This window comes from Mesorhizobium sp. P3_A9 (genome assembly GCF_056402975.1).
Window position 1 is genome coordinate 1 of the sequence record NZ_JBFUGJ010000303.1, and the last position, 7,027, is coordinate 7,027.

The 7,027-nt window shown below is 66.0% G+C and carries 8 protein-coding genes; all 8 read right to left on the reverse strand.

The features are described 5' to 3' along the window. Positions 1-140: 140 nt before the first annotated feature. From AC1DX0_RS27855 to AC1DX0_RS27890, 8 genes are read right to left on the reverse strand one after another with little or no spacing between them, the layout of a single operon-like run. Complete coding sequence (locus tag AC1DX0_RS27855) at positions 141-515, reverse strand: PulJ/GspJ family protein (protein WP_477222508.1); 375 nt, start codon at positions 513-515, stop codon at positions 141-143. After that, positions 512-982: a GspH/FimT family pseudopilin gene (locus AC1DX0_RS27860; protein WP_477222509.1), complete on the reverse strand. Its 471-nt coding sequence runs from the start codon at positions 980-982 to the stop codon at positions 512-514. Before AC1DX0_RS27860 ends, AC1DX0_RS27855 begins: the two co-directional genes overlap by 4 nt. Next, positions 979-2,196, reverse strand: coding sequence for a type II secretion system F family protein (locus AC1DX0_RS27865; protein WP_477222510.1), 1,218 nt, complete (start codon positions 2,194-2,196; stop codon positions 979-981). The genes AC1DX0_RS27860 and AC1DX0_RS27865 overlap by 4 nt, the downstream gene beginning before the upstream one ends. Beyond that, entirely contained in the window at positions 2,196-3,839 is a 1,644-nt protein-coding gene (locus tag AC1DX0_RS27870; RefSeq protein WP_477222511.1) for a GspE/PulE family protein, read from the reverse strand. The genes AC1DX0_RS27865 and AC1DX0_RS27870 overlap by 1 nt, the downstream gene beginning before the upstream one ends. After that, positions 3,836-4,762 (reverse strand): hypothetical protein, encoded by a 927-nt coding sequence (locus AC1DX0_RS27875; protein ID WP_477222512.1) that lies wholly within the window; start codon positions 4,760-4,762, stop codon positions 3,836-3,838. Before AC1DX0_RS27875 ends, AC1DX0_RS27870 begins: the two co-directional genes overlap by 4 nt. Beyond that, positions 4,759-5,313 (reverse strand): hypothetical protein, encoded by a 555-nt coding sequence (locus AC1DX0_RS27880; RefSeq protein WP_477222513.1) that lies wholly within the window; start codon positions 5,311-5,313, stop codon positions 4,759-4,761. The genes AC1DX0_RS27875 and AC1DX0_RS27880 overlap by 4 nt, the downstream gene beginning before the upstream one ends. Further along, complete coding sequence (gspM, locus tag AC1DX0_RS27885; RefSeq protein ID WP_477357617.1) at positions 5,310-5,903, reverse strand: type II secretion system protein GspM; 594 nt, start codon at positions 5,901-5,903, stop codon at positions 5,310-5,312. Before gspM ends, AC1DX0_RS27880 begins: the two co-directional genes overlap by 4 nt. Positions 5,904-5,905: 2 nt before the next feature. After that, a complete protein-coding gene (locus tag AC1DX0_RS27890; protein WP_477222515.1) occupies positions 5,906-6,955 on the reverse strand; it encodes a PilN domain-containing protein in 1,050 nt (349 codons plus the stop codon). Positions 6,956-7,027 lie beyond the last annotated feature (72 nt).

Sequence of the window (7,027 nt, forward strand, 5' to 3'; positions counted from 1 at the left end):
CCCCACCAGCACGTCGATGAGCGCAAACCCCGCTGCGGATGCCGAGGGTTCCGGACGCGACTTGCCGTCCAACGAAGCAGCGCCTGCAAGACGACGGCAAACGGCGCGGGCCTTCGTCAAAGCCCAGGAGAACAGCCAGCTCATGGCGCAGCCGGGCCTTGCGCCGGCACAAAGGTCAAAAACGGTCCGCCTGGGGACGCCCCGCCCGGCTTCTCGATGAGAACGGCGGTCACCCTCGCCTTCGCCACGTCTATCGTGCGGGTCTTCAGGGTCCAGCCGGGCTGCGCCACGGTTTGCGCCCGGGCCTCGTAGTCGGCCAGCATCACGCGGACGGTTCTGGCCGTTTCGACCTGGCGTTTGGCCGCGGCAATGCTGCGGCTGGCCAGCACGATCGACTGGCTGGCGACGCCAAGCACGAGCGCCAGGATCGTCATGGCGACGATCATCTCCAGGATCGAGAATCCGTCTTCGGAAGAAATCTGGGACGATGGGTCGGTCACAGATGACCCGGTCATGGCAGTGTCCGCCATGTCGAAAGCCCGGTCAGCCAGTTGACCGCGATGCGCGCGGTCCGGCCTTTTTGCTCGAGGGCGATATCCATGCCGGAAGCGCTGCCGTCGGGAAGGAAGGTCAGGACCGTCTGCCGGTCGGCGACAACAGTTTCCCGACCAGTGGTCACGGTCATTTTGACATCGTCCGGCAGGGCGACATTGTCTCGTTCGCCGAAGCGGATGAGACGGGCGCCGAGATCGACAACGACCTGCCTCGGCCGGGCGGTGGCGATGGCCGATGTGCGCGACAGGCGCAGCCGCATGGTGATCTCGCCGGCCACCGTCTCCAGGCTCCTGGTGCGATAGTGGCTTACCAGCCCTGGCGCAGCGATTGCGGCGACAAGCGCCATGATCGCCAACACCACCAGCATTTCGACCAGGGTGAATCCGGCCGTTGCACCCGCCTGTGTGTCTTTAGGCGCGGCCGTCATTGCAGCGCCAGATCGTTGATGCTGAGGATCGTCGTCATCACCGAAATGACCAGGCTGCCGACGAGAAAGCCGAGCGAGATCGTCAGCGCCGGCGTCAACAGCTTCAGCACGGTGTCGATCCGCCGCGTCAGCGTCAGCTGGAGCATCTTGGCGGCGCGATCCAGCACCACCGGAAGCGCATTGGCCTCTTCGCCAAGCGAGACCAGCGACATTGTCGCGTGGCCGAAAATCCCCGCCTTGACGATCGCGCTGTGCAGGCGCGCGCCATTGGCGACGTTTTCTTCGATCGTGGCAAAGCTTGCGGCCAATGAACTCTGCCGGGAAACGTTGGCGGCGAGGCCAAGCGCCTCGGTCATCGCCACGCCATTGCCGAGCAGCAGCGCAAGCGTTTCGAGATAACGCGCGACCACGGCATCCCTGACCAGCGCGCCGATCAGCGGGATCTTCAACAGCCAGTGCGAAAGCTGTCGTCTGGCGCCAGCAGACCGCGACACCAGAAGGTAACAAAGCAAGCCGAGGACCGCCGCCAGCGGGAAAACGAAGGGGTAGTCGCGAAACACCGTGCCGAAGGCCGACAGCACTGTCATGGTGAACGGCTTGGGGGCGGATGACCCTTCGAAGATCGGCTCCAGCGCAGGCACCAGGACCGTCGCCAGAATGACCAGCGCCCCGCTCATCACCAGCAGCAGGAAAGCCGGATAGGCCAGCGCCTCGCCGATTGCCGCGCGGCGCTCGGCCGTCGCCTCGAACGTGTCCGCCAGCCGCTGGCAGATATAGGCCATCTTGCCGCTGCGCTCGCCGCTGGCAAGCAGGGCGGCAATATCGGGGGTGATGCCCGGCAGGCTGGCAAAGGCCTCGGCGATCGGCCGGCCGCCGGTCGTCAGATCGAGCACCGATTGCAGTTGCTGGCGCCGCTGCCGGTTGGCTTCGCCGGAGATGACCGCGCCCAGGGCGCGGTCGACCGTGAAGCCGGCATTCAGAAGCACCGAGAGTTCGGAGAACAAGCGGCTGAGGTCGACCTTTCTGGTAAGAGTCAGCGCGCTGCGTCCCGGCAGGCGAAGCTGCGGCCTTTCGCTGTTCACGGGCGCAAGATGGTAGGATCGGCGCCCCTGCTGCGCCAGTTTGCGGGCGGCGTCCTGTTTGGTCGACGCATCGAGAACGCCGGCCTCCGTCGAGCCGTCGGCCAGGTAGGCGCGATAGGCAAAGGCCGGCATCAGCCACCTCCCGCGAGGTCGATAACACGCCGGACTTCGTCCATCGTGGTGACCTGCGATCGGGCAAGGGCGGTTGCGTGGACCGACATCGGCACGAGGTCGTCCTCGGCGGCGATGCGGCCGATCTCCATTTCGCCGGCGCCCTGGTCGATAAGCTCGGCGATGCGCGGCGACACTTGCAGCATTTCATAGGTCACCGTGCGGCCGCTGTAGCCGGAGCCGTTGCAGGTGCGGCAGGCCGGGCCGGCCTGCACCGCACCGTGGCAGGTCGGGCAGACGCGGCGCAACAGCCGCTGCGCGATGACGCCGCGGATGGTCGCGCCGAGCAGATAGCCATCGATGCCCATGTCGCGAAGGCGCGTCAGCGCGCCGGCGGCACTGTTGGTGTGCAGCGTCGAGAACACGAGATGGCCGGTGAGCGCCGCCTGGACCGCGACCTGCGCCGTCTCGCGATCGCGGATTTCGCCGAGCAGGATGATGTCGGGATCCTGGCGCAGGATCGAGCGCAAGGCGGCGGCGAAGTCGAGGTCAATCGCCGGATTGACCTGCAACTGGGTGATGCCCGCCATGCGGTACTCGACCGGATCCTCGACCGTGAAAATCTTGACATCCGGCCGCGAACGCTCGGCCAGGATGGAATAGAGCGTCGTCGTCTTGCCGCTGCCGGTCGGCCCGGTGATCAGCACGATGCCGTTGGCGGCTTGCGACATGTTGCGGATCTTCGCTTGCGCGGCGCCGTCGAAGCCGAGTTTCTCCAGCTTCAGTTCAACGCCGGAGCGGTCGAGAATGCGAAGCACGATGGCCTCGCCGTGGATGGAGGGAATGACCGAGACGCGCAGGTCGACATCCCTGCCGCGCACGGCAATGCGCATGCGACCGTCCTGCGGCAGGCGCCGTTCGGCAATGTTGAGCCGCGACAGGATCTTGATGCGGGTGGAGATACCGGACAGCATCGCGATCGAGGCGGTATCGACGGTGGACAGCATGCCGTCATGCCTGAAGCGGATGCGGACGTGATCCTCGAGCGGCTCGATGTGAATGTCGGTGGCCCTTGCGTCGACCGCCTTGTGGATGGTCTCGGCGACGAAGCGCACGATCGGCGCCTCACGGGCGAAATCCTTCAACCGATCGAGGTCGTCAGGGCCGAAATCCAGGGTTTCACCGCTGCCGCCGCCGTTCGAAACGGCAGCCATGGCCGATTGCTCGATGCGATCGATGTGTTCGGCGATCATGCGTCTTGGCAAGATGCGCAGCGCCAGTGTCCGCTCATAGTGGAAGGCCAGTGCGTCGATGGTGGCCGAGGAGAAAGGATCGGCGACGGCGACGACCAGCCGCTCGGCGTCCATCTGCAGCGGCAGGATGGCGTTTTCCCGGAGATAGGCCAGCGGCACGCTTGCCAGCATTTCGGGGCTGATCTGTTCGGGAATCTCGACCGGCATCGGCGCCTCGAGATAACGGCTGAGGCTGTTGGCGAGCTCCTGTTCGCCGATCAGCCCGAGTTCGGTCATCACCGTATCAAACGGATGCCCCGATGTTCGCGATGCCCCGAGCGCGCGTTGGGCGGCATGCGCGCTCAGTACTTTCTCGCCCTCGAGAAAGGTGAGAAACGCCTCTATCCCCTTTGTCTGGGCGGAAGCGTTCATGAGCTCCATCCCCGCAGGATCTGCGCCGCCTCGGTGCCGAAAAGCACTTCGCAGTCGGCGGTATCGGCGACTGGCGGCAGGGCGTCGGCTTCGGTGACCGGGCTTCGGGCGACGCGGGAGAATGCCGCGCCTGTCGCAGATTTCTCGATGATGAACCCGGCCTCGCCCGTGATCCCGGAACCGTCGCGTCTCACCACCACGTCGACCGTGTAGGCCGATGCGTCGGCCGACGCCTCTACGACCGAAGCGCTGGAGCCGCCGGCAAGGGCCGCGCGAAGACGGCTTGGCGCGCGGTCGGCGCTGATCGTGCCACGCTTCGAGTTGACCGTGAAAACACCATTCAGGGTCTGCAGCGGTATCGACGTCAGGGCCGAAAACTCCTGCAGTTCGGACACCGATTCGAACGGCGCCTGCTTGTCTTCCGGCGGTCCGACGGCGCTTCTGGACTGCGGCAAGCCGGCGAACAGCTTGGCGCTGTCGCGAAACCGGATCGCGGCCTTGGCCAGTTCATCCGATGCCTGCTGCTGAAAGCCGAGCGCTGCAAAGCCAAGCCCCAGCAAACGGTCATCGGCAGCGTTGAGATCGATCAGCCCGCCATGATCCTGGACGCGCACATTGAAACTGAATGCCCCCGACCGGCAGGCTGTCGGTGTGGAATCCAGCGGAAACTTTTTTGCGCCCTCGCCTCCGCTCAATTGGCTGGCAACCACATTGCCGAGGCCTTCGGCAAGCAGCGACAGACGCTCCTGCTCGACCTCGTTGTTGGCGATCATCAGCCGCGTTTTGGCCGTGACGGCAAACGGAACGACGATCGCCGAAACGACGAGCATGAACACCAGCACGGCGACCAGCGAAAAGCCGGCGCTGGCGCCTTCGTCCGCTGCGCTCGCATTCGCGCTGTCATGGCGTGCGCGGTCGCTCATAATTGCGGGACATTTGGGGGTGGCTGGACATTCTTCCAGGGCGGATAAAGCGGCACACGCGCTACCTTGCCATCCCGTTCCAGCACGGCTTGATCCTTGTCGATCGCCGACACCGTCCAGCCGTCGACGGTCTCGCCACTGCCATACCAGAGCGCGGTCTCGCTGCCGGCGACGCGCAGCAGCGCCTTGGCCGCTCCGCCGTGAATGCTGATGCCCAGAAGCGACGGCGCAACGACCGGCACCTCGGGCGGAGGTGGCGGCGGCGCTTGTTCGACGGGTGCGACAGCAACCTCGACCGGCGGCGGCGGCGCGACCGGCGGCGGCACGAATTTCCGGCGTGTCGGCGTAAACAGCGGACGCTGGAACGTCTCGCTGAAATCGCCGGCTTCGGGAAATTGCAGTGACCCCGATGCGGAAGCCGGGCCACCATCATGCCCCTTGCCGGAGGCGACGGGCGTGATGTCGACAGGCGTATCGTAGAGCGCGACATTGACCAAAGCGAGGGCCGCGACCACGGCCGCAATCGCCAGGCCAGCGAATTTCCCGGTCATGGCTTGACCCCGGCGGGCGCCATCTGCGTTTGCAGCGGCCCGYAAAACAGGAGCTCGGCAAAGATCTCCGGATCCCCGGTCCGTCCCGCCGCGGGTCCGACATCGGTGGTGCGCAAGGTGGCCTCGCGAATGAACAGCACCGGCAGCGACGTTTCGATGGCGAGGATGGCGTTGTGGATGCCCTCCAGCGGCCCTGAAAGATTGGCCCGCAGCCCGATGAAATCGACGCCGGCTTCGCTCAGCACCGGGGCATTGCCGGCCGACAGCACGCTGACCCYATTGGCGGCGGCAATCGCGTTGAGCCGGGTCTGCAGCCCGCCGCGGATGATAGCTTCGCTCCCGCCGGTGAGAAATTCGGGATTGGCCGCCGCTTCCGGACTGGCGGCGCTGTCGAGGCGCTTTGCCAAGGCGGCCACGCTCTGCAGCTGGCCGAGAAGCTCACGCTTTTCCTCGATCCCGGCCTGTGCGGAGGCGACGCTGTCGAATGCCGCGAACACCACCCAGGCGAGGACACAGGCTGCGACCACGGCCAGTGCCAGCGCGATCAGGCGGCGGATCGTCGGCCTTGTGTTGAGGATGGCGGAGAGCATCGTCAGAGCGCTCCGATCTTGGCCGAAATGGTGAAGTGCTCGCCGTCCTGACCGGGGACCTTGACCACCGGTGACGCGAATTCAGGCGCCGAAAACAGCGGCGAGGCGTCGATCGGCTGGATCAGTTCGGCAGCCGAGGTGGAGAAGCCTGAAATGGTCAGGTCGTCGCCCTTGGCCGAGAGATCGGTCAGCCAGGCGGTGTCGGGCAGCAGATGCGTCAGCTCAGCCCATACGCGCACCAGCGATGCCGTCGTCTTCTTTTCCTGACGGATCTTTTCGATACGCTCGATGCCGGCCTGGCGCTTCTGCAGCGAGGTGCGCGCCGCCTTGGCCAGCACCTGCGCATCGGCGATCTGCGTGTCCAGTTCGGCCTCCGCCTGCCAGGCGCGCCAATGCGCATGCGCGAAGGTCACCAGCACTGCCCCGGCCAGGATCGACAGGGCGGTAACCCACGCGGTCCTGGCGCGCCGGTCACGCCGGCTCAGTGGCCAGATGGCGGCGAGGCTGAGCGGATCGGCACGCAGCGTGCCGGCCGGCTGCGACAGCGACAGGCTGCGGACCGAGCCACCGGCACGGCGAACCGCGTCCAGCACGGCGGCAAGCGTCTTCGCCTTGACGACATGGTAGGAACTGTCTTCTTCCGCCGTCGCGGCGAAGACGACATGCACCTGCGCCGGGTCGATCGGCGTCGCGGCCAGAAGGTCGAGTTCGGCCATGTCGCGCGCCTGTCGAACAGGCAGGCGCCGCGGCGCCAGTTGCCGGGTCAGGAACAGGCCGGGCTGGATCGCAATATCGAAGCTCGGCCGCCTGCGCCGAGCTCCGCCCTGGAGCAGCGCCAGGATCTCGTCCGAGGAGGCCGTGAGCGCCGAGGGGATCGACTGGAATTCCGGCGCATTGGCCTCGCGCACGCGAATGCCGTCATCCGCCAGGCTGACGATCCAGTCGGCGGTGGAAGATTGCTTCCGCCTGGGTGTAAGCCACGCCCAGACCCCTCGCAGCTCGCCGAGCCACCAGTCGAAAAAATCCAGAAATTGCGCGTTGAGTGTCGCCACAATCAACCACCCGCCACCCCGGCTGATTCTCAACCGGGGTTTTCAGGGTGAGACTACTACAGATGGTGGTGC